General features: G+C 75.0%; 17 protein-coding genes. 7 read left to right on the top strand and 10 right to left on the bottom strand.

The annotated features are described in order from the left end of the window. Nucleotides 1-65: 65 nt before the first annotated feature. From CLV37_RS12175 to CLV37_RS12185, 3 genes are all read right to left on the bottom strand, one after another. Nucleotides 66-1,724, bottom strand: coding sequence for an amidohydrolase (locus tag CLV37_RS12175; RefSeq protein WP_106210603.1), 1,659 nt, complete (start codon nucleotides 1,722-1,724; stop codon nucleotides 66-68). A 150-nt stretch (nucleotides 1,725-1,874) separates the two neighbouring features. Continuing rightward, complete coding sequence (locus CLV37_RS12180; protein ID WP_106210605.1) at nucleotides 1,875-3,383, bottom strand: sodium:solute symporter family protein; 1,509 nt, start codon at nucleotides 3,381-3,383, stop codon at nucleotides 1,875-1,877. A 113-nt stretch (nucleotides 3,384-3,496) separates the two neighbouring features. Next, a complete protein-coding gene (locus CLV37_RS12185) occupies nucleotides 3,497-4,291 on the bottom strand; it encodes a nitrilase-related carbon-nitrogen hydrolase (RefSeq protein ID WP_106210607.1) in 795 nt (264 codons plus the stop codon). A gap of 134 nt (nucleotides 4,292-4,425) precedes the next feature. Here CLV37_RS12185 and CLV37_RS12190 point away from each other — a divergent pair, with 134 nt between their 5' ends. Further along, nucleotides 4,426-5,436: a LacI family DNA-binding transcriptional regulator gene (locus tag CLV37_RS12190; protein WP_170127219.1), complete on the top strand. Its 1,011-nt coding sequence runs from the start codon at nucleotides 4,426-4,428 to the stop codon at nucleotides 5,434-5,436. 58 nt (nucleotides 5,437-5,494) lie between these two features. Here the strand turns inward: CLV37_RS12190 and CLV37_RS12195 are convergent, their stop codons facing one another. Continuing rightward, on the bottom strand, nucleotides 5,495-6,316 hold the full coding sequence (locus tag CLV37_RS12195; protein ID WP_106210611.1) for an SDR family oxidoreductase: 822 nt from the start codon (nucleotides 6,314-6,316) through the stop codon (nucleotides 5,495-5,497). Then, complete coding sequence (locus CLV37_RS12200; protein WP_106210613.1) at nucleotides 6,313-7,533, bottom strand: MFS transporter; 1,221 nt, start codon at nucleotides 7,531-7,533, stop codon at nucleotides 6,313-6,315. The genes CLV37_RS12195 and CLV37_RS12200 overlap by 4 nt, the downstream gene beginning before the upstream one ends. Before the next feature lie 22 nt (nucleotides 7,534-7,555). On the opposite strand from CLV37_RS12200, the gene CLV37_RS12205 reads away from it, so the two are divergent. Next, nucleotides 7,556-8,578, top strand: a complete 1,023-nt coding sequence (locus CLV37_RS12205; protein ID WP_245885374.1) for an ROK family protein — start codon at nucleotides 7,556-7,558, stop codon at nucleotides 8,576-8,578. A gap of 3 nt (nucleotides 8,579-8,581) precedes the next feature. On the opposite strand, the gene CLV37_RS12210 is transcribed toward CLV37_RS12205, so the two are convergent. After that, on the bottom strand, nucleotides 8,582-9,283 hold the full coding sequence (locus CLV37_RS12210; protein ID WP_106210617.1) for a hypothetical protein: 702 nt from the start codon (nucleotides 9,281-9,283) through the stop codon (nucleotides 8,582-8,584). A 48-nt stretch (nucleotides 9,284-9,331) separates the two neighbouring features. Here CLV37_RS12210 and CLV37_RS12215 point away from each other — a divergent pair, with 48 nt between their 5' ends. Both CLV37_RS12215 and glpK read left to right on the top strand, forming a co-directional pair. After that, complete coding sequence (locus CLV37_RS12215; RefSeq protein WP_106210619.1) at nucleotides 9,332-10,084, top strand: IclR family transcriptional regulator; 753 nt, start codon at nucleotides 9,332-9,334, stop codon at nucleotides 10,082-10,084. Between the two features lie 163 nt (nucleotides 10,085-10,247). Further along, nucleotides 10,248-11,768, top strand: a complete 1,521-nt coding sequence (gene glpK, locus CLV37_RS12220; protein WP_106210621.1) for a glycerol kinase GlpK — start codon at nucleotides 10,248-10,250, stop codon at nucleotides 11,766-11,768. A 33-nt stretch (nucleotides 11,769-11,801) separates the two neighbouring features. Here the strand turns inward: glpK and CLV37_RS12225 are convergent, their stop codons facing one another. After that, nucleotides 11,802-13,775 carry an APC family permease gene (locus CLV37_RS12225; RefSeq protein WP_106210623.1) on the bottom strand — a complete coding sequence of 658 codons (1,974 nt, stop codon included), beginning with the start codon at nucleotides 13,773-13,775 and terminating at the stop codon, nucleotides 11,802-11,804. 135 nt (nucleotides 13,776-13,910) lie between these two features. On the opposite strand from CLV37_RS12225, the gene CLV37_RS12230 reads away from it, so the two are divergent. From CLV37_RS12230 to CLV37_RS12240, 3 genes are all read left to right on the top strand, one after another. Continuing rightward, nucleotides 13,911-15,122, top strand: coding sequence for an MFS transporter (locus CLV37_RS12230; RefSeq protein WP_106210625.1), 1,212 nt, complete (start codon nucleotides 13,911-13,913; stop codon nucleotides 15,120-15,122). Nucleotides 15,123-15,200: 78 nt separating this feature from the next. Continuing rightward, complete coding sequence (locus CLV37_RS12235) at nucleotides 15,201-16,595, top strand: SWIM zinc finger family protein (protein ID WP_106210627.1); 1,395 nt, start codon at nucleotides 15,201-15,203, stop codon at nucleotides 16,593-16,595. After that, nucleotides 16,592-19,243, top strand: a complete 2,652-nt coding sequence (locus tag CLV37_RS12240; protein ID WP_106210629.1) for a DUF6493 family protein — start codon at nucleotides 16,592-16,594, stop codon at nucleotides 19,241-19,243. Before CLV37_RS12235 ends, CLV37_RS12240 begins: the two co-directional genes overlap by 4 nt. A 25-nt stretch (nucleotides 19,244-19,268) precedes the next feature. On the opposite strand, the gene CLV37_RS12245 is transcribed toward CLV37_RS12240, so the two are convergent. The 3 genes from CLV37_RS12245 to CLV37_RS12255 all read right to left on the bottom strand — a co-directional run bounded on the left by CLV37_RS12245 (nucleotide 19,269) and on the right by CLV37_RS12255 (nucleotide 21,173). Then, nucleotides 19,269-19,733, bottom strand: coding sequence for a GNAT family N-acetyltransferase (locus tag CLV37_RS12245; RefSeq protein ID WP_211298588.1), 465 nt, complete (start codon nucleotides 19,731-19,733; stop codon nucleotides 19,269-19,271). Between the two features lie 109 nt (nucleotides 19,734-19,842). Next, a complete protein-coding gene (locus tag CLV37_RS12250; protein ID WP_106210631.1) occupies nucleotides 19,843-20,547 on the bottom strand; it encodes a phosphatase PAP2 family protein in 705 nt (234 codons plus the stop codon). Continuing rightward, nucleotides 20,469-21,173: a phosphatase PAP2 family protein gene (locus CLV37_RS12255; RefSeq protein ID WP_106210633.1), complete on the bottom strand. Its 705-nt coding sequence runs from the start codon at nucleotides 21,171-21,173 to the stop codon at nucleotides 20,469-20,471. Before CLV37_RS12255 ends, CLV37_RS12250 begins: the two co-directional genes overlap by 79 nt. Nucleotides 21,174-21,258 lie beyond the last annotated feature (85 nt).

Genomic DNA, 21,258 nt, shown 5'->3' on the forward strand with positions numbered 1-21,258 from the left:
GGCGACGCCTTCGGGGGCACGATGCGGGAGAGCCCGTTCTGCACCCCGCCCGGAAGGCCCCGGGTTCACAGCCGCCAGTGGACGACCTCACCCCCCAGGAGCGTGCCCTCGACGCTCAGCGCACCGATGTCGGGGCTGTTCAGCGGGTCACCGGACAGGATCACGGCGTCCGCGAGCTTGCCGGGCGTCAGGCTGCCCTTGTGGCGACCGGCTCCCGTCGCGGCGGCCGCCCCGGAGGTGTAGGCGGCCAAGGCCTGGAACGGGGTGAGGCGCTCCGCCGGGGCACCGAACACGGTCCCGCGGGACGTCCTCCGATCGACGAAGGCCTGCATGCCGCGCAGAGGGTCACCGTCGGCCACCGGCCTGTCGGAGCTTCCCGCCACCGTGATCCCGGCGGCGAGGAAGGAGGCTGCCCGGTAGGCCCAGCGCACCCGCTCGGGACCCAGGGAGGCGCTCATCGCCTCCCCGCTGTCGCGGAAGAAACTGGCTTGGGGCGTGACGGCGACACCGGCCGCGGCGAGCCGGCCGAGGTGTTCGGGCCGGGTGAGCGTCGCGTGCTCGACGCGGTTCGGGCACACCCGCCGTCCCCAGCGGCGCTGGAGGTCCTCCAGGACGTCGAGGGCCAGGTCGACGGCTCGGTCCCCGATGGCGTGAGCCGCGACGGCCCACCCCGACCGGTAGGCGTCCTCGATCGCGGACCGCAGTCGCTCGGGGTCCTCCTGGAAGTAGCCGGTCCCGGACCCGGGTGCGTCCCCGTGCGCGCAGTACGGATCGTGGACGGCGGCGGTTCGTGCCAGCAGGGAGCCGTCGAGGAAGACCTTCACCGGCCCGAAGGAGAGCATCTCCGACCCGAACCCGGTGCGTACCCCCAGCCCCAGTCCACGACCGAAACCGTCGGCAGGGTGCGCGTCCAGGGGGGTGAGCGCGTCCAGGGTGGGCATCAACTGAGCCCGGGAGAGCAGTGCGCCGTCGTCGGCGGCCTGCTGGAAGGCGGCGACCTCCACCGGGCTCTGGGAGATCCAGCCGGCGCCGACACCGGCGTCGGTGAAACTCGTGATGCCCTGCTGCGCGTAGACACCGGTCGCTGCCCGCACGGCCGGACCCAGCAGGGACAGGGGCCGCGGCTGGAAGGCGCCCTGGAACAGGTTCTGCGCGGTTTCCTCCACCACGCCGGTCAAGGCTCCCGTCCGGTCCTTCGCGAGACGACCTCCCACGGGGACCGCGACGCTGCCGCTCAGCACGCCCGTCCGACGCAGAGCCGCGGTGTTGACGACGGCGAGGTGTCCCGAGACGTGCCGCATGAACAACGGGTGGTCGCCGGTGGCGTCGTCGAGGTCGCTCAGCGGTGGGAACCGCCCTCCGAAGCGGTCGTGGTCGAAACCCGAGACGACGAGCCAGCCGCGCGACGACGAGCCGGTCTCGACCTCGGCGAGGTCGTCGGCCGCGACGCGCAGGACGTGGACGACCTCGGCCAGGGAGGTGCAGGAGTTCACCGTCGGTTCGACGAGACCCAGGCCGAACCAGGCGGTGTGGCAGTGCGCGTCGATGAAACCCGGGACGACGTGGCGTCCACCGACGTCGAGGTAGGAGCGCGCACGCACACCGGCGAGGTCCTGGTCCAGGCCCACGACGCGGCCGTTGAGGAATCCGATGGTGCGGGCCCGGGGGTGGCGGGGGTCCATGGTGGTGATGCGACCACCGCCCAGGATGGTGTCGAGCAGCATGTCCGTCTCCGAATCGGGTGACGCGAGGGGTGTCCGGGTGCCGGTGTTGGGGGGAAGTCGCCGCCGCCACCCATCGGTGGGTGGCGCCGTCGACCGAGCGTTCGAGCGGTGACGACGTGGATCGTCAGCGCGGCCCGTCAGCACGGGCCGTCACGCGCTCACGTCGTGGACCGCCGGGGCACCGTCGCCCGCGCTCGCGGCACCCTCGGACCACAGGCGGTCGACGTGCTCCCGCTGGCTGCGGCTGGGCAGGGCGTAGGCGCAGGTGACGTAGACCGCGGTGTTGACCACCAGGGCGACGACGCCGGAGGTCAGCCCGCCGGCCCAGGGGACGGACACCGGGTGGAGGACCTGCAGGACCGCGGCCGTGACGAAACCGCTGACCATGCCGGCGGTGGCTCCGACCGCGTTGCCGCGCTTCCACAAGACCCCGAGCAGCAGCGTGGGGGCCAGTTGCACGATGCCCTGGTAGGAGACCAGCGCCAGCACCACCAGGCCCGAGGTGGTGCCGACCGTGAAGAAGGCTCCCACCGCGGAGACGAGCGTGACGAGCGCGACGGCCACCTTCCCCGCCCGCGCGCTGCGCACGCGCGTCCCGGCGATGACGCCGACCACGTCGTTCGCGGCCTGGGTGCCCACCGCCTGCAGGTTGGCTCCGACGTTGCCCATGGTGGCGGCGACCACGCAGACGGCGGCGACGGTCAGCAACAGGACGCCGCCGACCTCGGCGGTGGTGAACCAGACCCGGTCGGGTGCCTCGGCCACGCCCGGGAGGCTGGAGGCGAGGTAGGCGACCAGGAGCACGGCGGTGCTGAAGACCAGCAGGACGGGCGCTGCCTGCAGCGCCGTGCGCTGGACGGTGCGCACGCTGCGCGCCGTGAACAGCCGCATGAAGATGTCCGGCCAGCACCACGTTCCCAGCGCTCCGGTCAGGGTGAGCGACAGTGCGTACAGCGGCCCCAGGTCGCTGCCGGGACCCGGCAGGGAGGTGAAGCCGTCCGGCACCTGCGCGAACCCGTGGCCGTGGGTCAGCAGCCACACGAGCAGGCCGACGGCCACCAGCGTCCCGATGCCGTAGGCGAACAGGCCTTGGACCAGGTCGCTGATGATGATGCCGCGCATGCCGAAGCGGACCGTCCAGACCTGACGCACCGCGATCACCGCGATGCTGACCAGCACGGCGCCCAGCGGGGCCAGCGCGCCGAAGGAGAGCACGTCGAAGACCAGGGCCAGCGACTGCATCCCCAGCACGATCCACGGGATCGTCGCCACGATCCCGATGACCGCGGAGACGACCTGCACGACCTTGGACCGGTACCGCAGGCCCAGCAGGTCCGACTGGGTCCGCAGGTCGTAGCGGGCGCCCCAGGTGTGGACGTTGCGCGCCAGGACGTGCATCAGGACCATGCCGGCCACGGCGTAGACGACGAGGTAGAAGCCGATCAGGCCCGAGGCGGCCGCCAGACCCGCGAAGGAGATGAAGACGGTCCCGGGCAGGAAGGTGTTCAGGTAGGCGGCGGTCCCGTAGAAGGAACCGAAGGAGCGTCCTGCGGTGGCGTACTCGCTGAAGTCGGCGTCGGTGCGGCGGGTCCTCTCCATGACGACGGTGACCAGGATCAGGAAGAGCGCTACTCCGGTGTAGCCGATGAGCATGTCCATGACTCACGTCCGATCGGTGGGGTCGAGGTGGTGACGCGGGGGTGCCTCGGGGGTCGAGGTGGTGCGGAGGGTCCGGGAGCGGCCGTGACCGGGTCGTCGGTCCGGGAACCGGGTCAGGTGAGCAGGGGGCTCGCCCGCCGGACGCGGTCGAGGTAGTCGACGGCCTCACGAGCTGCCGTCAGGACGTCCTCGCTGATGTCGGCGACGAGCAGTTCAGCGTCGCGGCCCGCGGTGACGAGACGGCGGCCGAGGGGATCGGCGATGGTCGAGCGCCCGCAGAAGGCGCTGCCGCACTGGTTGGCGTAGGCGATGTAGAGCTGGCTCTCGAAGGCGCGGGTGGGTACGACGGTCAGGGGGACGACGCTGGTGTCCAGCAGCGGCGGCTGCCCGTCGAGCCACGGACGCACCGGTACGGCGGTGGGCACCAGCAGGAGTTCTGCACCCCCGAGGGCGGCTGCGCGGACGAACTCGGGGAACTCCACGTCGAAGCACAGCCCGAGCGCGGTGGGCCAGCCGTCGACGTCGACGATCTCGGGCAGGTCCTCGCCGGTGGAGAACAGCGCTCTCTCGCCCTCCCCGAACAGGTTCCGCTTGCGGTAACGGGTGACCTCGACGCCGGCCGGGTCGAACAACGACGCGCTGATGAAGCGACGACCCGCCTCGTGCTCGACGGTGGACGCCGCGAGCCACAGCGCGCTCTCGCGGGCGACGGCGGCCACGGCGTCGCGGGCCGGTTGCCCGTCGACGTCGTGCACGCCGACCGGGTCGTAGGAGCTGAGGAACAGCTCCGGGGTCACCAGCACCGCTGCACCGCGACGTCCGGCCGTCGTGGCGGCGGCCCGCAGGGTCTCGAGGTTGCGCGCGGGTTGCCCGGACTGTCCCGTCGCCTGGAGCAGAGCGATTTTCACCTGGTGCCACCTCGGGGTCAGGGACTCGGATGGAGCGATGCCTTGCCGGAACGTTCCGGCACACTATGGTGCGTACCCGCGGGGACGTCAAGGGTGAGACGCGCAGGGCTTCGCACCCTCGCGGAGGGAGATTCGTGGGCAAGGCTTCGGCACCGACGATCGTGGACCTCGCGCGTCAGCTCGGGATGTCCAAGACCACCGTGGCGGACGCCCTGAACGGCACCGGCCGCACCTCCGAGGGCACGCGGGAACGGGTGCGTGCAGCAGCCGCGGCCTCCGGGTACCGGGCCAACACCTCCGCGCGACGCCTGCGTTCCCGCACCTCCAGCACCGTGAGCCTCTACATCGGGGCCGACGTGCGCAGCATGCCCTTCTACATGCCCTTCGCGTTCGGCGCGATGGAGGAGGCAGCGGCCCACGGTCGGGACGTCACCCTGATCACGCACGCCGACGGCGTGCGGGAGGGGCAGTCGGCGGGCGCCATCGTCATCGACGCCTTGCCGGACGACCCCATCCTGAGCGCGCTGTTCGACGTGTCGACGCCGCTGGTCTCCGCTGGACGGCTGGCGAACCCGCGACGTGAGAGCGCAGGCCGGGTCGAGATCGACTACCCCTCCACCGTCTCAGCCGCTCTCGACCTGCTCGCGGGCACGGGGAGCCGGCGTCCCGCCCTCCTGGTGCCGACGCCGCGCGACCCGTCGGCCTGGTCGGAGCTGATCGTCACCGCCTACTCCACGTGGTGCCGGGACCAGGGGGTGGTTCCCCTGGTCGAACGGCTGCCCGCGCACGCGACCAACGACGAACTGGAGGCCGTCCTGGCCTCCGCCGTGGCTCCGCCGGAGACGGACGGCCTGTTCTTCGCCTGGCAGGACATCGCCGATCGAGCCCAAGTCATGCTGCGTCGGGAGTCGACGAAGGACCTGAGGGTCGCCACGCTCGTCGACACCTACCTGCAAGCAGCCGCGTACCCCCACGACGTCCTGGTCGACCTGAACGCTCACCGGTTCGGGCGAGCTGCGGTCCGCACGTTGCTGCGCGTGCTCACCGACGGCGCCGCAACTCCGGTGACCGACGAACACGTGGCCACGCTCTACCGCAGGGACGGGCAGACGTTCACCGCGTCCGACGCGCACCACCGTCCGTGACGGCGTGGCGCCGGACGTCTCGTGAGCGGCCTCGTCGGACGACGGCCGCGGTCGGGACTCAGCCCTGCGACTCCTGCGACAGCCGGTTCCAGGCGTTCCACTCGGCCAGCCGCGACTCGTAGTCCTTCGTCGCGATCCCCAGCGGCGCGGTGCCGAAGAACACCCGCAGCGGCGGGTTCTCGGCGTCGACGAGTTCCAGGACCGGTCCCCGGGTGGCGGCCGGGTTCCCCGGCGAGGCGACCCGGGCCTTGCGCGCCTCGGCGGCCTTGGCGCGGAACTCCTCGTACGCCGGCAGCGGCGTCGCGTGCTTGGCCGAGGACCCGCCCCAGTCGGTGTCGAAACCGCCGGGTTCGATGAGCGTCACCTTGATGCCGAAGTCGGCGACCTCGGCGGCCAGCGCCTGGCTGAAACCCTCCAGCGCCCACTTGGAGGCGTTGTAGATGCCGATGTTCGGGAACGCCGAGACGCCGCCGATCGAGGACACCTGCAGGACGTGCCCGGACCCCTGGGCCCGCATGACGGGCAGCACGGCCTGGGTGACCCACAGGGCGCCGAAGACGTTCGTCTCGAACTGCGCGCGCGCCTCGGCCTCGCTGATCTCCTCGATCATGCCGAACTGGCCGTACCCGGCGTTGTTCACGGCGACGTCGATGCGGCCGAAGCGTTCGACGGCCTCGGCGACGGCGCGCTCCACGGCGGCCTTGTCGTCGACGTCGAGCGCGAGGGCCAGGACGTCCTCGCCGTGGGCGGCCACGACGTCGGCGAGGCTGTCGGTGTTGCGGGCCGTCGCCACGACGCGGTCCCCGCGTTCGAGGGCGGCCAGGGCCCACTCGCGGCCGAAACCGCGGGAGGTGCCGGTGATGAACCAGGTCTTGCTCACGGGACGGTTCTCCTCACGTCAGGACTGCGGACCCCGGTAGCGTGCGCCTGCCCGCCCCCGCCCGCGCGCGCAGCCCCCGTGAGCAGCAGCCCGAGCAGGACGAGCCCGCCCGCGACGGCGGCCTGCCCGGCGGGCCCGGCCTCGAGGAGGGCGCCGCCGAGCACGGCGCCACCGCCGATGCCGACGTTGAAGGTCGCGTTGACGACGGCGGGGGCGGCGTCGCTGCCGTCGGTGACGCGCAGGGCGACGGTCTGGACGAGCGTGGGCAGCGCGCCGAACGCCGCGCCCCACACGGCGACCACCGCGACCGTCGGGGCGGCGGCCCCGACGAGCAGGACGGCCACGACGCAGGCCAGCAGGACCGCGACGGTGGCCCGCAGCCCGGCGACGGGGTGCCGGTCGGCGACGAGACCGGCCACCAGGACACCCGCGAAACCGGCTGCGCCGTAGCCGAAGAGCACGAGGCTGACGTGCTCGAGGCGGACGCCGGAGGCGAGGACCACGGGGGTCACGTAGGTGAACACGGTGTACTGCCCGAGGGTGATGGCGGTGGTGGCCAGGGCCACGGCCGGCAGGCCGGGGCGACGCAGGGCGGGCAGCACGGCCGGCGCGTGCCCACCCGCGGCGAGGTCGCCGGGGACCAGGCGCAGCGCGCCGGCGGCCAGGACGAGCAGCAGCACGGAGGTCCCGCCGAACGCCCACCGCCAACCGGCGGCCTCACCCACGGCCGTCCCCAGCGGGACGCCGAGGGTCAGGGCCAGGGCGACGCCGCCGTTGACGACGGCGAGCGCCCGGCCGCGCCGCTGCACCGGGACGAGCGCGACGGCGGTGGCGACGGCGGCGCTGAAGATCCCGGCGTGGGCGAGGCCGCCGATGAGCCGGGCGACGAGCGCGACGGCGTAGCCGGGGGCGAGGACGATCACGGCGTTGCTCAGGGCGTAGGCGAGCAGCAGCAGGACCAGGCCGGTGCGGCGGCGCAGCCGGGTGAGGGCGGAGGTGAGCGGCACGGCACCGAGGGCGACGACGACGGCGTACGCGGTGACCCACCAGCCGATGCCGGCCTCGTCGACCCCGAAGGCGTCGGCCAGCTGCGGCAGCAGGCCCACGGGGAGCAGTTCGGTGGTGACCGCGGCGAAGAGCGCGGCGGACAGGAGGGCGATGGCGGGCAGGGACCTGCGAGACGGAGACCTGAGGGACGGGGACCTGCGGGGCGGCACCGTCCCACATTATCCTCGCACTGTGAGCAAAACCAGGGCCGACCTCCTGCGGCTCGTCCACCGCACCCCCGGTCTCACCCGCGCCCAGGCCGCCCGCGACCTCGGGACCGGGTCGGGTGCGGCGACCGACGCGGTGGCGACCCTCGTCGCCGAGCACCGGCTGCTGGAGGGCGAACCGCGCTCAGAGGGCCGTCGGGGCCGGCCCACCCGTCCCCTGCTGCCGCACCCCGACGGACCGCTGGTGCTCGCCGGGCAGGTCGACCACCGCGACTGGCGGGTGCGGGTCACCGAACTCGGTGGCGGGACCGTCGCCGAGGAGAGCGGCACCCACGACGGGGCCGACCCCGCGCCCGTGCTGGCGGCCGTGCGAGCCGCGGCCCGCCGGGCCTCCCGCCGGTTCGGCGACCGGCTGCGGGGGGCGGGGCTGGCCGTGCCCGGGCCCGTGCGCGAGGGGTTCCTGCTCGACGCACCCGTGCTCGGCTGGCGCGACGTCGACCTGCGCGCCGCGTGGCCGGGCCGGCTCGCCACCCGCGTCGTGCGGCACGCCAACGACGCCCGGTGCGCCGGGCTGGCCGAGGCCGTGCGCGGCCAGGCCGCTGCGACCGGGCAGCGCACGGGGCTGCACGTCCACCTGCACCTCGCCGAGGGTCTGGGCGGGGCCGTCGTGCGCGACGGCTCGCTGCTGGACGGCCGGCACACCGCGACGGGCGAGTTCGGTCACCTGCCCTTCGGCGATCCCGCCGTCCGCTGCGGGTGCGGGGCCGCCGGCTGCTGGGGGACGGCGCTGGCCGGGCAGGACGAGGCGGCGGTGGCGGCCCTGGCGCGCGGGACGGCGGGGATCGTGAACGCCCTCGACCCCGACCTGGTGACCCTGGGCGGGCGGGCCACCGACCTCGTGGGCGCGCCCGGTTTCGCGGCGGGGTTCGCGCGCGGTCTCATGGACGTCCGGCGCGCCGACCCGCCGCCCGTGCGGCCCTCGGCCCTGGGGGCGCAGGGTCCGGTCGTGGGCGCGGCCGAACTGGTCTGGGACGTCGTCCTGGGCTGAGGGTCAGGACATCTCACCGGGCAGCCGTGGGCGGCGCTTGCCGGTCTCGATGAGCTGCAGGAGGTCGTCGGTGAACGGGATGGCGTGCAGCGCAGCGGCTCGACGCACCTGCAGACGGCCCCAGCGGCGAGCCGGCACCCCGACGAGGACCACGGTGGCCAGTTGGGCGGGCGAGGCCGGGCCCGGGGTGGCGTAGACGCTGCCCCGCACGCGGGCGACCGGCCCGGCCCCCAGACGGGGCCAGCCCAGCGGTGCCCAGGACAGCTCCAGCACGTCCTGCCACGGGTACCGCTGTTCGCCCCCGCGGGGGTGGCGGACGACGAGGGCGTCGGCGGTGAAGTCGACCTCGTCGCCCCCGGTGCGCAGCATCCAGGCCATGAGGGCGGCGATGACCAGCGCGTAGGCGGGGAGGATGCTCGGGGCCCGGCTCAGCCCGAGGACCCCGACGACCACGAGCAGGACGATGGGCAGGACCCAGCCGCGGCGCCCCCGGGCCCGCAGGTCCTCCGGCGCGCCCTCGACTGGGCCGGCGTCCTCCGGCTCCCGGCGGTGGCGCAGCCACGACACGAACGGCCACCAGAAGAACCCCGCGGTGATGCCGTTGCCGAAGAACGCCACGGCGTCGCCCCTGGACAGGGCCAGGAGGGCGTACACGGTGTTCCCGAGCGCGGCGACGACGCAGACGACGCGGAACCAGCGGGGCACCCGGCGAACTCTGCCAGCCGCGGGTCCCGGGTGCGCGAGGATGGCGCGGTGCCCGGACCCATCCAGTCCATCGAGCGCGCGGCCGCGGTGCTGCGGCTGCTCGCCGGTGCGGGTCAGGCGCTCGGCGTCGTCGACATCGGCAACGCCCTCGGGCTGGCCAAGACGACGGCGCACGGGATCGTCCGCACCCTGGTCGACGTGGGTTTCGTCGTCCAGGACGAGTCCGGGGACTACCGGGCGGCCCCCGACCTCGCCGACCTCGGCCGCCCGCGCATCGGGGTCGACGACCTGCGGGCCCGGGCGGTGAACTGGGCCGACTCCCTGGCCAGCCGGACCGGGGAGTCGGTGCTGCTCGCGGCCCTCGTGGAGGGGCGGGCGCTGGTCGTGCACCACGTGTTCCGGCCCGACGACAGCGCCCAGGAGCTGCGGACCGGGACGTCGTTGCCGGCCCACGCGTGCGCGCTGGGCAAGGTGCTGCTGGCGTCGGCCCCGGTCCGTCCCCGCGGGCGGCTGGTCGCCATGACGGCGCGCACGGTCGTCGAGGCGGCCGTCCTGCGCCAGAGCCTGGCGGCCGTGCGCGAGCAGGGCTGGGCCCTGGACGTCGAGGAGCTCGAACCGGGGGTGGCGGGCATCGCGGCCCCCGTGCGCGACCTCGGGGGGCTCGTGGTCGGGGCCGTCGGGATCGAGGGCGAGACCGAGCGGATCGTCGACGGCCGCGGCCGGCCCCGCGCCGGGCTCGTCCCCGCCGTGCGGCAGGCCGCGCGCTCCATCTCGCGCGGGCTCGGCGCGCGGGACGGGTGAGGGAGCCTGGACGCCCGCCGGTCGTGGGGCAGGATGGCGCCGTGAGCGACGCAGCGGTGCGACGGCGGCCGGCGCGCGGGAACGCGCCGGCGCAGTCGCCGCGCGGGACCGCGCGGCTGTCGTCGTCGACGGAGTCGCTGCGCGGGAACGGGAGGGCGCGAGGGTGAGCGACCAGCGCCCCGAGCACCGCGGCTACGTCGTCGCGATCGACCAGGGCACCACCTCCACGCGCTGCATCCTCTTCGACCACGCGGGCCGTCTCGTGGCCGTCGCCCAGCGCGAGCACCGGCAGCACTACCCCCGGCCCGGGTGGGTGGAGCACGACGCCGCGGAGATCTGGCGCAACGTCGCCCGGCTGGTGCCGCAGGCCATGGCGCAGGTCGAGGCGACCCCGGCGGACGTGGTGGCCGTCGGCATCGCCAACCAGCGCGAGACGGTCGTCGCCTGGGACCGGCGCACGGGTGACCCGGTGGGTCCCGCGGTCGTGTGGCAGGACACCCGCACGGCCGATCTCGTGGAGGCGCTGGCCGCCGACGGCGGGGCGGACCGCTTCACGGAACTGTGCGGGCTGCCGTTGACGACGTACTTCGCGGGGCCGCGGATCGCGTGGCTGCTCGGGCAGGACGCGGGGCTGCGGCGGCGGGCCGAGAACGGCGACGTGCTGTTCGGGACGATCGACTCGTGGCTGGTGTGGAACCTCACGGGCGGACCGGACGGCGGCCGGCACGTCACCGACGTGACGAACGCCAGCCGCACGATGCTGATGGACCTGCGGACCCTGGACTACTCCCCCGCGATGCTGGAGGTGTTCGGGATCCCGCGGCGGGCGCTGCCGGAGATCGTCGCGAGTTCCCAGGTGTACGGGCAGGCGCGGGCGGTGGTGCCGGGGGCGCGGATCGGGGCCGCCCTCGGCGACCAGCAGGCGGCGCTGTTCGGGCAGACGTGCTTCTCCCCCGGGGAGGCGAAGTGCACGTACGGGACGGGCAGCTTCCTGCTGATGAACACCGGTTCGGAGATCACCCGGTCCTCGCACGGGCTGCTCACGACGGTCGCGCACCGGATCGGGGACGAACCTCCCGCGTACGCGCTCGAGGGGTCCATCGCGGTGACGGGTGCGCTCGTGCAGTGGCTGCGGGACAACCTGGGGCTCATCTCCACCGCCCCGGAGGTCGAGACGCTGGCCCGGACGGTGCCGGACAACGGGGGGTGCTACTTCGTCCCGGCGTTCTCGGGGTTGTTCGCCCCGCACTGGCGCGCCGAGGCCCGGGGGCTGCTCATCGGGTTGACGTCGTACGTCACCAAGGGGCACATCGCGCGGGCCGCGCTGGAGTCCACGGCCTGGCAGACGCGCGAGGTCGTCGAGGCCATGGACGCCGACGCGGGGCTGCGGCTGACGTCCTTGCGCGTCGACGGCGGGATGACGTCGAACAACCTGCTCATGCAGACCGTCGCCGACGTGCTGGACGCTCCCGTGGTGCGCCCCATGGTGAGCGAGACGGTGTCCCTGGGCGCGGCGTACGCGGCGGGTCTGGCGGTGGGTTTCTGGCCGGACTTCGACGCGCTGCGGCGGCGCTGGCACCGGGCCGGGCAGTGGCGCCCGGCGATGGAACCGGAGGTGCGCGACCGCGGCTGGGAGGACTGGCAGCAGGCCGTGCAGCGCACGTTCGGCTGGATCCGGCACTGAACCCCGCGCCGGGCGGGACCCCCGGCCCGCACCTCAGCCGGCGTGGACGCGCGGGCGCGTCGCCGGGTCCGGGTCGGCGCGGCGCAGCACCTCCCGGGTGACGGGGGCGACCTCCCCGACGCCGAGGAACAGGAACCGGACGATGTTCACGAGCGGGTTGCCCTCCGACCACTCGAACCACACGTCGGGCAGGACCCCCGTCTCGTCGCGCACGGCGAGCGCCACGGCGGCCACGGAGTTCGCGACGGCCGAGCTGCGGACGGTCAGGACGTGGTGGCCGAACCGCTCCTCGCCGTGGACGACCAGGTCGGTCTCGAAGTCGGACGCGTCGGCGACGGTCACCTCCAGGAACACGGCGGGTTCGTCGGCGGGGATGTGCTGGTCGCGGCGTTCGTCGTACATCTTCTCGTCGTACTCGGCCTCGTCGCGCGCGTCGGGCTCGTTGGCGATGACGTTCAGCGCTCCGCGGGCGGCGGCCTCGTCGAGGAACCGGCGTGCCGTGTCGTCGAACCGGACGCCGCTGGCGCGCAGCTCGAACGCCCGCAACGCCCGCGAGACCAGCGACACGACCACGATCGCGGCGATGAAGCACGCCGCGATCTGCACCCCCTCGGGACGTTCGACGACGTTCGCGACGGTCGTGTAGACGAACACGACCGTGACGACGGCGAAGAACGCGCGCGCCCCCTTCTGCCCGTGCCGGTGCGCCGACAACGTCACCGCGACGGTCGCGGACGTGATGAGAACCAGCACCCCGGTGGCGTAGGCCCCGCCCTGCTTGTCGACGTCGGCGTCGAACAGCCAGGTCACGAGGAACGCGACGGCCGTGAACACCAGCACCAGCGGGCGCACGGCCCGCGTCCACTGCGGCGCCATGCCGTACCGGGGCAGGTAGCGGGGCACGATGTTCAGCAGGCCCGCCATGGCCGACGCACCGGCGAACCACAGGATCGCGATGGTCGACACGTCGTACGCCGTCCCGAACCCGTTGCCGAGGTACTCGTGCGCCAGGTACGCCAGCGCCCGGCCGTTGGCCGACCCGCCGGGCTGGAACTCCTTCGCGGGGATGAGGACGCTCGTCGCGAAGCTGGAGGCGAGCAGGAACGCGCTCATGACCAGGGCCGCGACGGTCAGCAGCGTCCGCGCGCCGGCGATCCGCTGCACCAGCCCCGGCCCCGACGAACTCCCCCGGATCTGCGGCATGACGAGCACGCCCGTCTCGAACCCCGACAGCCCCAGCGCCAGCTGCGGGAAGACGATGAGCGCGGCCCCCACGATCGCGAACGGTGAACTGCCCTGCGCCAGCACGGCCTCCCACCAGCGGTGCACCGAGACGGGCTGGCCGACCACGTGGAGCACGGCGTCGACGACCACGACGGCGTTGAGGGTCAGGAACGCCACGACGAGGACGACGGCGACGCCGATGGCCTCGGAGAAACCCCGCAGGAACACCGCGCCGAGCAGGGCCAGCAGGAACAGCGTGATGCCCAGCTGGTGGCCCTCGAGGAACTGCGGGACGTACGGGTTCTCCAGGGCGTGCTTGGTGGCGTCGGCCGCCGACAGGGTCATGGTGATGAGGAAGTCGGTCGCGGCGAACCCCAGCAGGGCCAGCACGAACAGCTTGCCGCCCCACCACGGCAGGACCTTCTCCAGCATGGCGATGGACCCCTCGCCGTGCGGGCTCTCCCGGGCCACGCGGCGGTAGACGGGCAGCGCGCCGAACAGGGTCACGAGGACGAGGACGAGCGTGGCGATGGGCGAGATGACGCCGGCGGCGAGGAAGGCGATGGCGGGCTGGTAGCCCAGGGTCGAGAAGTAGTCGACCCCCGTGAGGCACACGACCTTCCACCACGGGTGGCCCGCGTGCTCGCGACCCTGCTCGCCCTCGGGTTCCTCCGGCGGTCGACGGTGGGGGCCGGGGTGCTGGGCCCCGCCGCCGGCCGGGCGCTCGTCGAGGCCCTCCAGCAACCAGGAACGGGCCGACTCACGGGGTGTCACGCTCGTCATGGACCCACCGCCGCCGCGATCCGGCAACTCGACCCGCCGGGTCTTGACGCCTCCTTGACGCGGTGTCACCCGTCCGCCGAAACTTTCCAGCGGCAACCACCGCACGACGGACCACCTCGACGGACCAGGACGACGATGACCTCCGGCACCACCACCCTCGACCGGCACGCCCTCAACCGCTGGCGAGGTGCCGTCACCGCCTGCTTCGCCATCGGCGGCGTCGCCCTGTCGACGTGGGGACCGCGACTGCCCGCGCTGCGCGCCGACCTCGACCTCGACACCGGCGGCCTCGGCGTCCTGCTCGCCGGGGTCACCGTCGGCTCCGTCGCCGGGCTGCTGGCCGCCGCCCCCGCCATCGCCCGCTTCGGCGCCCGCCGCGCGATCCCGGGCGTCGTCGTGCTCGTGGCGCTGGCCATCGCCGCGGTCGGGGTCGGCTCCGGGGTGTTCCACTCCGTGCCGGCGGTGGCCGTCGCGTTCGTCGTCGCCGGGTTCTCCATCGGCTGCCTCGACGTGATGATCAACATCGACGGGGCCGCCGTCGAGGCCGCCGCCGGCCGGACGCTCATGCCGATGATGCACGCGGCCTGGTCCGGGGGTGCGGCCCTCGGGTCCGGCATCGGCGCGGCGTGCGCGGGGCTGGGGGTCTCCCCCACCGGCCAGTTCACCGGCGAGGCCGTCCTCCTGGTGCTGGTCGCCGGGTTCGTCGCGCGCTCCGTCCCGGTGGGCGCCCGCGCCGGCGAGGTCGCCCCGGAGGGGTCCCCGGGCCGGCGGGTGCTGACGTGGTTGCGCGGCTGGGCCGACCTGAAGCTGCTCCTCATCGGACTGGTCATGCTGGGCGCCGAACTCGGCGAGGGGTCGGCGAACAACTGGCTGACGCTGGCCGCCAAGGACGGGCACGGCCTGGCCGCCGCCACCGCCGCGCTGTTCTTCACGGCCTTCGCCGTCGCCGAGATGACCGCGCGCCTGCTCGGGGGCCCGCTCGTCGACCGGTTCGGGCGGGTCGCCACCGTGCGGGCCACGACGGCCCTCGGGATCGTCGGCGTCGCGCTGTTCGTCCTCGGCCGGCACCCGGCCCTCGTCCTGGTCGGGGTCCTGCTGTGGGCCGTGGGGGTGTCGATGGGTTTCCCCCTGGGCATGTCGGCGGCCGCGGCGAGCGGGTCGAACCCCGCGGCCCGCGTCAGCGTCGTGGCCTCCATCGGCTACTTCGCCAACCTCGCCGGCCCGCCCACCGTCGGGTTCGTGGCGCAGGGCACGGGGCTGCTGCCGGCGCTGTGGCTCATCGCGGTCGTCATGGTCGCGGGGTTCGCGGCCGCGGGCTCGATGCGCGTGACCACCCCGGCACGCTGACGGAAGCACGCTGGGCCGTCCGGGTCGTCCCACCCGCGCCCACCCCCTCGTGTCCGACCCGGCCCCTACGGTCGCGCCGTGCCGAACGCGCTCACCTCCGCCGACCCCACCCGCTCCGGGACCCGCCGGGTCTCCACGCTGACGCCCGACGGGTTGCTGCTGGCGACCGGACCCGGCACCGGCCCGACCGGCCCGGTGGCCGACCCGTGGTTCTTCGAGGGGTCCGTCCGGCACCCGGCGGTCGCCGCCCGCGGGCTGCTCGCGGTCGCCGCGGTGGCCCGTACCCGTTGTGGGACACCGCGGACGCGGACCTTCCACGACCCGGTCGTGACGGCCGACGGGACCGCGTTGCGGTTCGAGTCGTTCTCCGCCTGCGGCGGCGTCCACGCCCGGCTCGACCTGCTGCCCGACGGGCTGGACGCCGGTCTCGACGGTCCGACCGCCCAGCGCGGGACCACGAACGTCGACGTGAACGACCCCCTGCGCCGGGCGCTGGCCCTCGTCGGGGACGGGGACAGGATGCGTTTCGCCGTCGGGCCGCAGGAACTGCGGGTCACCACGGACGACGCCTCGATCGTCGAGCCGAAGGTCACCCTCCCGGCGCGCTGGGTCCGGGGTTTCGCCGAGGCCGCGATCTCGCTGGCCGGGATGGACCTGCGGGCCGAGCTGGCGCCGGCAGAGGCCCGCCGGTTCCTGCGCGATCTGCCGCGCGGGACGGGCCAGGACGTCCGCTGGCTGGAACCGGCCGGCCGCGGGCTGCGGGTGACCACGCGACCCGGCGCCGGCGCGGTGTGCCTGGCCGGTCCCCGGCGGCTCGAGACCCTGGAACCGCTGCTGCGGTGGGCGAGCGCCGTGCGCGTGCACTCGGCCCCCGTGACGGGCCGCGCCACCGCGAGCGCCTGGGAGGTCGACCTGCCCGGCGCCCGGTACACCCTGGTCCTGTCCCCCGAACCCTCACGGGGCTTCTCCGGCGAGGGAGGGGTCCTGGAGGCGCTCGCGGACGGCGGTGAGGACGCCGACGGAGACGCGCAGCGGGTCCTGGACCTGCTGTCGTGGGCGCCCGGGCTGCCCGCCGAGGACGTCGCCGACGCGCTGGGCCTGACCGGCGCCCGGGTCCGCGCGGCCCTGGTCCGGCTGGGGACGTCGGGCCGGGTGGGCTACGACCTGGCGGCGAGCGCCTGGTTCCACCGGGAACTGCCCTACGACTCCGGCCGCGCCGAGGCCGACAACCCCCGGCTGCGGGCCGCCCGCGCCCTGCTGGCCGAGGGCGCCGTGTCCGATCCGGTGGACGGTGTCGTGGTGGTCCACCGCCCCGACGGCGACCGGCACGTGCGCCGCACGGCCGACGGGTTCTCCTGCACCTGCCCGTGGTGGACGGCGTACGCGGGGAGTCGGGGACCGTGCAAGCACGTGCTGGCCGTGCAGGTCCGGGACCGCGCCGCGGTCGCGGCGGACCGGGCGGTCCAGGCGTGAGCGACCTCGCCGACGCCCTGCGGGAGGCCATCGCCGGGCAGAGCCCGCGACGGGTGGCCGAACTGCTCGACGGGGTGCCCGAACGCGAGCGCCCGGCCCTGCGCGTCGTGCTGAAGGTGGACCGCGAGGGCCTGGGACGCCCGGCGTGGGCGGTCGCCGCCGCCGGCCTGGAGGGCGGGGCCGCGGCGGTGGCCCGCCGGTTGCGGACGGCGTGGATGCCCGGGGGGCATCAGCCTGTCGAGGGTTCGACGAGTTCGTTCTCGTGGTGGGCCCCGGGGTGGGTCGTCGTCGCCCGTGTCCTGCTGCAGCGGCAGGTCGACTGGTTGCCGGACCTCGTCGTCCGGCTCGCCGACGCGGAGGTGCGCGGCTGGGGGGACAGCCGCCACGTGCTGACCGAGCGGTTGCGGCGGGAGCTGTCGCTGCCCCGGCCGACGGGTGCCGGGTACCTGCGGTGGGCCGTGGGCCAGTGGTTCGGCGTGCCCTGGCAGGAGGACGGGCTCGACCGGGCCGAACGGCTGCGCCGCGAACCGGACCCGACCGCGCTGGTGGTGGCCGTCCTGGCCGTGCCCGAGATCGGTGTCGAACTGCAGATCACCCGTGCGGCTCCCACCGAGGAGTGGTGGTCCCCCGGGTGGCGCGAGGCCCTGCTCGACCTCGTCGCGGACGGCACCCTGGCCCGTGACCCGCTGCTGGACGCCCTGACCGCGGCGCTCGCGCTCGGGGGGTCCGGTCGGCACCAGAACTCCTTGGCGCACCTGCTCGGTGCCCTCGACCCCACACCGGAGGAGACAGCCGCGCGGTTCCGCGATCTGTGCGCGCTGCTGCCCGAGGCGGCGGGAACGGTCGCCGACGTCGTGCTGAGGCTGGGCCGGGCGGCGGTGGGCGCCGGTGCGGTCTCGGTCGCCGAAGCCGTCGAGACGACCGCGGAGGCGCTGCGCCGCCGGGAGAAGGGGGTGGTGCGGGCGCACCTGCGGTGGCTGGCGGGGCTGCCCGCGCAGGACCCCGCGCTGCGCGACGTCGTGCTGCCCGCCCTCTCTGAGGCCTTCGGCCACGAGCACCACGACCTGGCACAGCTGGCGTGGGCGGCGGTGGAGCGGCTGCTGCCCGGTGCCGCCGAGACCGTGCGGGCCGACCTGCTGGACCGGGCAGCGGAACTGCCGCGCGACCTGCAGGACGAGGCGGTGCGCGTCCTGGGTGGGAGCCCCGGCGTGACCGTCCCGGGCGAGCCGGTCGCCGCCGCACCTCCGGGCGAACCTGCCACCGCCCCACCGGCGGCCCCGCACCCGCCCCGGGTGCAGGACCTGGCCGACCTGGTCGTGGCGATCACCGAGCACACGCGACGCGGGCGCCCGGCCGACGCCGAACGGGTGCTGGACGGTCTGGCGCGGTTCGGGGCCCAGCACCTCCAGGCGCTGGCCGCGGCGCTGGCCCCGGCCGCCGAGAGCTTCAGCCTGGGGTGGGAGCGGGACGCGCACTTCGCGCCGTACCCGTTCCTGGCCGCGGCCACCCGGCGGCCGGGGTCGCCGCGCTGGCGCGGGGAGAAGCCGGGGCGCCCAGGTCCGGTCCCGCCGGGCGGGACCGGGATCCTCGCCCTGCGGGCCCGGGAGGTGGTGGAGCGGGTGCGGGCCGGGGTCGCCGCCCCGCTGCTCGCCTTCCCCGACACGGCCCTCGGTCACGTCGACCCGGGGCGGGTGCTGGCGGACCTGCGCCGCGCGGCCGCCACCGGCGTCGACCCCGGCCCGCTGGACCTGGAGCAGACCTGGCTGCGCTACCCCAGGGACGTGGCCGACGACGAGCACCTCGCCCGGCTGCGCGCGGTCGGCACCCCGGCCGCGGACCGGCTCGCGCAGCACCTGTCGCCCGGCGGCCTGCCGGAGGCGGTGGTCCAGCCCGTCCCCGTCGCCCTGCAGGGCAGGCGGTACGGCTACCAGGACACCTCCGAGCACCAGGACTGGCCGCTGGTGTCCCTGACGGGTTCGGTCGTGGACACCCCGCTGGTCGAGCGGGGCTTCGACGGGGCGGACCTGCCCGAGCGCGTCGTCCGGGAGCGGTGGTCGGGCGGGCTGGCCGCGCTCACCACGCTGGCCGTGCTGCCCTCCCACCGCGAGGTCGCCGCCGGCGAACTCCTCCCGCCCCTCGTCGACCTCGAGCACCGGCACGACGCTGCGACCACCACCACGCTCGCGCTGCTGCCGGAGGCCGGCGGTCCGACTGGCCGCGCCACCCACCTGGCCCTGGCCTACGGACTGCTCAGCGCCGACGAACGGGTCCGGCTCGGCGCGGTCGACGCCGTGCACGGCTTCGCCGTCCGCGGCGGACTCGACGCCACCGCGGCAGGCGCGGCGCTGGGTGCGGTGCTGACGCTGGACGAGGCCAAGCTCGTCCGGCTCACCCGGGCGCTGGCGCCACTGGCCCACGACGACCGGCGCGGGGTCCGGGAGTTCACCGCCCGGTACCTGCTGGCCGCCCTCGCCCCCGTGGTCCCGTTGCGGCGCAACGGGTTGTCCGACCTGCTGGCCCTTGCCGCCGACGCCGCGCACGGCACCGGACCACACCGGCCGGTCCCCGGCCTAGCCGACCTCGCCACCTCCGGCGGGCGCAGCCGGAACGTCACCGAGGCCCGGCGGGTCCTGGCCGGACTGGCGTGAACGGCCGGGCGAGCGGTCGGGTCGCTCAGGGACGGGGCGCCCGGACCAGGAACACGTCGACGGGGTCCTCGTGGTCGAGCACGAACCCGTGCCGCTCGTACAGGCGCCGGGCGTCGCTGCGCTGCAGGACGTCGAGGCGCACCGTGGTCCCGCTCGCGTCGGCGGCGCGCGTCACCGCGCTCAGCGCGGCCGTCCCCACGCCCCGGCCCTGCACCGGGACGTCCAGGTAGAAGTGCTCGAGCCACACGCCGTCGGGGGCCGGGCGCAGGGCCAGGGACCCGACGGGGCCGGCGGGCCCGCGCAGGACCTGCGTGCGCTCGGGCGCGAACCCCGACAGGAACCGTTCGCGCACCCGCACGTCGTCGTAGCGGCCGAGCCGTTCCAGGCTCGGCCGCAGGACGGTGGCCCGCAGCTCGGCGAGGGCGGGCCCGTCCTCCGGCCGGGCCGGTGACCACGTGAGCGGAGGTGACGGCGGCAGCGTGACGAGCACGGACCCAGGCAACCAGACACCCGTGCCCACGACCCGACCGGGTACGTGTCACGCCTCGAGGCACCGGTGACGCCCCGGCTCCCACCAGCGGCGGCCCTGCGCCCGCCCGCTAGCTGTACTGCCCCCGGACCCGGCCGGCAGCCCGCGTCCCGCTCGTCGTCGACCGGGTGCGGTGCCGGTACCAGCCGTGCGCGAGGAGGGCGCAGCCGAGCCCGATGACCATGGCGGCCCCGACGTCGCTGACGTGGTGCATCCCGCGGTACAGGCGCGCGAACGCGACCAGCAGGGGCACGAGGAGGCACGCGATGACCGTCAGCCGCCGCAGCCAGGTCCGGTGGACCTGCAGGGCGACGAGCGCGAACGCGACGTAGAGGGCGGTGGACGCACCGGTGTGCCCGCTGGGGTAGCTCGTGGTCGGGGGTGAGACGTCGAGCTTGGCCACGGACGGCCGGTCCCGGCCGACGAGGCTGGAGACGGTGGCGAAGATGACCGCCTGCAACGCGATCGCGATCGCGGGGACGGCGGCGAGGCGCCAGTCCCTGGTCCGCCAGAGCAGCAGCCCCGCCACGACCAGGCAGACGCCGATGACGGTCTCGGTGTTGCCCAGGTGCGACCAGACGAGCGTGACGGTGTTCCAGCCGGGGGTCCGGTCCGCGGCCAGTTCGTCGTTCACGGCCTCCTCGGCGTGGGAGAGCCCGGCCAGCGGTCCGGTCAGGGCGAGGCCGAAGCCCGCGATCAGCCCCCAGAGGACGACGCCGGGGGCGACGGCTCGGACGAGGAGGTCACGGCCGTCGGCCGGACGAATGCGGTCCACGACGCGAGCGTAAGACCCAGCCCGATCAGGTGTCCGGCGATCACGTCGGACGGGAAGTGCGCCCCGAGGAGCACCCGGTCGAGGTCGACCAGGAGCACCGCGAGCACCGCGGCGGCCACCGCGATCCGGCGTCGGGCCGGCGACATCAGCGGCCACGCGAGGACGAGCAGGACGGCGGCGGCGGTGGTGGCGTTGAGGGCGTGGCCGGAGGGGAAGGAGTACCCGTGCGGGTGCGCCAGCGGGGAGTCCAGGACGGGCCGGGCCCGTTTCACGACGAGCTTGGCGAGAGCCCCCAGACCCCAGCCGGCCATCATGGTCACGAAGGCCCAGGTCGCGCGCCTGCGGGCCCCGGTCGCCACGGCGACCCGCACCACGACCAGCGTCGAGGCCGCGTAGACCACCACCGGTTGGGTCACCTCCTGGACGACGACCAGGGGCGCGACCAGGTGAGCAGCCCGCGCGACGTCCGTCGCCGCTCTGATCACGCCGTCGTCGAGGGCCACCACGGCGTCCGACCGCTGGCGCACCGCGAACGTCAGCAGGACCAGCGGTGTCCCGAACAGCGTCATCGCGACGAGGGAGCGCGCCGCGCGCCGGGCCAGGCGCCCCGCTGCGGCGGAGTTCACCGTCCCGGCCGGGAGGACGTCGGCGGGGCCGGGTCGAGCCCGCAGAGGCGAGGCACCTCGGGAAGGGGCACGCCCGGAACGTAAC

This window comes from Kineococcus rhizosphaerae (genome assembly GCF_003002055.1).
GTDB lineage: Bacteria > Actinomycetota > Actinomycetes > Actinomycetales > Kineococcaceae > Kineococcus > Kineococcus rhizosphaerae.